Source organism: Mycobacterium sp., from assembly GCF_049280035.1.
Classification (GTDB): Bacteria; Actinomycetota; Actinomycetes; order Mycobacteriales; family Mycobacteriaceae; genus Mycobacterium.
The window spans coordinates 1-2,788 of sequence record NZ_JBAPPI010000226.1; the positions used below are offsets into that span (position 1 = coordinate 1).

The 2,788-nt window shown below is 64.0% G+C and carries 3 protein-coding genes; all 3 read left to right on the forward strand.

What is annotated here, in order from left to right; all coding sequences use genetic code 11:
- The first annotated feature begins 193 nt into the window (after positions 1-193).
- Positions 194-1,228 carry a hotdog fold thioesterase gene (locus tag WAN71_RS07450; RefSeq protein WP_422224720.1) on the forward strand — a complete coding sequence of 345 codons (1,035 nt, stop codon included), beginning with the start codon at positions 194-196 and terminating at the stop codon, positions 1,226-1,228.
- 88 nt (positions 1,229-1,316) lie between these two features.
- Complete coding sequence (locus WAN71_RS07455; protein WP_422224721.1) at positions 1,317-2,510, forward strand: amidohydrolase family protein; 1,194 nt, start codon at positions 1,317-1,319, stop codon at positions 2,508-2,510.
- Positions 2,511-2,535: 25 nt separating this feature from the next.
- A partial coding sequence (locus WAN71_RS07460; protein WP_422224722.1) for an enoyl-CoA hydratase/isomerase family protein occupies positions 2,536-2,788 on the forward strand: 253 nt, incomplete at its 3' end.

Sequence of the window (2,788 nt, forward strand, 5' to 3'; positions counted from 1 at the left end):
TCAGGCCCGATTGAGCAACACTGGTCATAACGGCCGGCTCCTTTCGCAAGTGGCTCTGTCTCCGCCTCGATCGTGGGACAACCCACGACCCAGCGAAACCACAGGGCCGGCCGTTCCATACTTACTAACCGCCCCGCCGAAAGCGCGGTAACCTCATTCTCAGCGCGTGATCACGCGCGACGGAGGAGGCGGGATGGCCCCGGACGACGAAGCCGAACCGACGACGCGTGATGCCCGCTTCATCAAAACCGCGGTGGACATCCTCGGTGAGACCGGGCGGACCGACTTCACCGTGCAAGAAGTCGTCGCCCGCTCCAAGACGTCATTGCGGGCCTTCTACCAGCATTTCAGCAGCAAGGACGAATTGCTGATTGCCCTGTTGGAGCGGACCATGGCGCAGTCGGCACAAGCCTGGCGCGACGAGACGACCGGGTTGGACAGCACCGCGGCAATCAAGCTGATCATCGACCGGATCAGCGCGGAGCCTGAGTCGAGCACCCAAGACAGCCTGAATCGGGCGATGAACCTCTACAACCAACACCTCGCCGAAACCAGGCCCCGGGACTACGCCCGGGTGCTCTCCCCGCTGCACGAGCTGATTCGCGACGTCGTGCAGCGCGGCATCACCGAAGGGGTTTTCCGGCCCAACCTCGATCTGGGGCCCGCCGCGGCGATCGTTATGCAGACCATCTTGGGCGCCCTCCGATTGCATTGGCTGGGAGCCGAATTGACCGGTGCACCAATCGATTCAGCCCATCTATACGACTTCTGCGTCCGCGCGCTGGGCGCAGACGACGGCCAGCAAGTGGGACCACCGACGCTCAGTGAGTTGTTCAGCCAGATCGGTATCCGGCCGGGCGCTCGCGATGGCGAGTTCGCGATGACGTTGCCGGTGACCCCGCAGGTGGTCAACACGTCCGGCGCCCTGCAGGGTGGACTGATCGCCACGCTCGTCGATGTTGCGGGCGGACAGTTCGGGCTGGAATACCTGCAGGAGGGCACCACGATGACGACCGCCGATCTGGTCATCCGCTACCTGCGGCCGATCCGTCAAGGCTCAGCGTTCGCGGTGCCGCGGATGCTGCGCAACGGCCGGCGCGCGATGGTGATGCAGATCGACGTCTACGGCGACGGTGAAGGCGACGAACAGCTGCTCGCGACGGCGACGGTGAACTTCGCCGTCATCAACGGAGCGACCCCGAAGCTTCCCGACTGGCCGCCTGCCTGACCCGCCCCAGCCCGATTACAGCTTGCTGGACAGAAGTGGTAACGTCATTACCACCCCTGAGAATCCAGACTTCTGCAAGGAGATCGCCATGCCGTCTCGCGAGCTTTCCTTCCCGGTGTTCGACGCCGACAACCACATGTACGAACCGCAGGAAGCCTTGACCAAGTTCTTGCCGGACAAGCGCAAGAACGTCATCGACTACGTACAGGTTCGCGGTCGCACCAAGATCGTGGTGCGTGGCCACATCAGCGAGTACATCCCCAACCCGACGTTCGAGAAGGTCGCCAAGCCGGGCGCCCAGGAGGACTACTTCCGCAACGGCGCGCAAGGCAAGACCTACCGCGAGATCCTGGGCGAGCCGATGAAGGCCATCCCCGCCTTCCGTGAACCGGGGCCACGACTTGAGGTCATGGACGAGCTCGGCATCGACTACGCGCTGATGTTCCCCACCCTGGCCAGCCTGGTCGAGGAGCGCATGAAAGACGACCCGGAGATGACCCACGACGTCATCCACGCCCTCAACGAATGGATGCACGAGACCTGGACGTTCAACTACCAAGAGCGCATCTTCGCCACCCCGGTGATCACGCTGCCCATCGTCGAGCGCGCGCTGGAAGAACTCGAATGGTGCCTGGAGCGCGGCGCCCGTACCGTGCTGGTCCGCCCGGCGCCGGTGCCCGGCTACCGCGGCAGCCGGTCATTCGGCCTCGAGGAATTCGACCCGTTCTGGCAGGCCTGCATCAAGGCCGAGATCCCGGTCTCGATGCACGCTTCGGACAGCGGGTACTCCGAGTTCGCGAACGTGTGGGAGCCCGGCGACGAGTTCCTGCCGTTCAAGCCGACCGCGTTCCGGAGCTTCGCGATGGGCCATCGGCCGATCCTGGACGCGATGGGTGCGCTGGTGTGCCACGGCGCGCTATCCCGCAACCCCGAACTGCGGATCCTGTCGATCGAAAACGGTGCCGACTGGGTGCCAGACCTGTTCAAGGGCCTCAAGGGCGTTTACAAGAAGATGCCGCAGTCGTTCAGCGAGAACCCGGTCGAGGCGTTCAAACGCTGCGTCTACATCACACCGTTCTGGGAGGACCGGTTCACCGAGATCGTCAACATGGTGGGCACCGACCGGGTGATGTTCGGATCCGACTGGCCGCACCCCGAGGGCCTGAAGGACCCGATCACCTTCGTCGACGAGCTCGCCGACTTCGGTGCGGAGGATGTCGCCAAGATCATGGGCGGCAACCTGATGAAGCTGATGAAGGTCGCCAAGCCGGTCAACGCGTAGCCGTCCACCGTAGCCAGGCCGCGATATGGAGCGCCGCACCCTTGAAGCGGTGATCTACGAGCGTGATCCGCCCATTGCGCGGATCATCCTCAACCGTGCCGACAAGGCCAACACCAAGGATGCGACGCTGGTGCAGGAAGTCGACGACTGCCTGCACGAAGCCGACCGCGACCGCGAGATCAAGGTCGTGATCCTCAAAGCCAACGGCAACGGCTTCTGCGGTGGGCACGTGGCCCGCTGGGGTCCCGACGAAAATCCCTACCCGGATTTCGGGGACA

Coding starts and splice junctions, on each gene's coding strand:
- WAN71_RS07450 (WP_422224720.1), top strand. CDS start 194: ATGGCCCCGGACGACGAAGCCGAACCGACGACGCGTGATGCCCGCTTC.
- WAN71_RS07455 (WP_422224721.1), top strand. CDS start 1,317: ATGCCGTCTCGCGAGCTTTCCTTCCCGGTGTTCGACGCCGACAACCAC.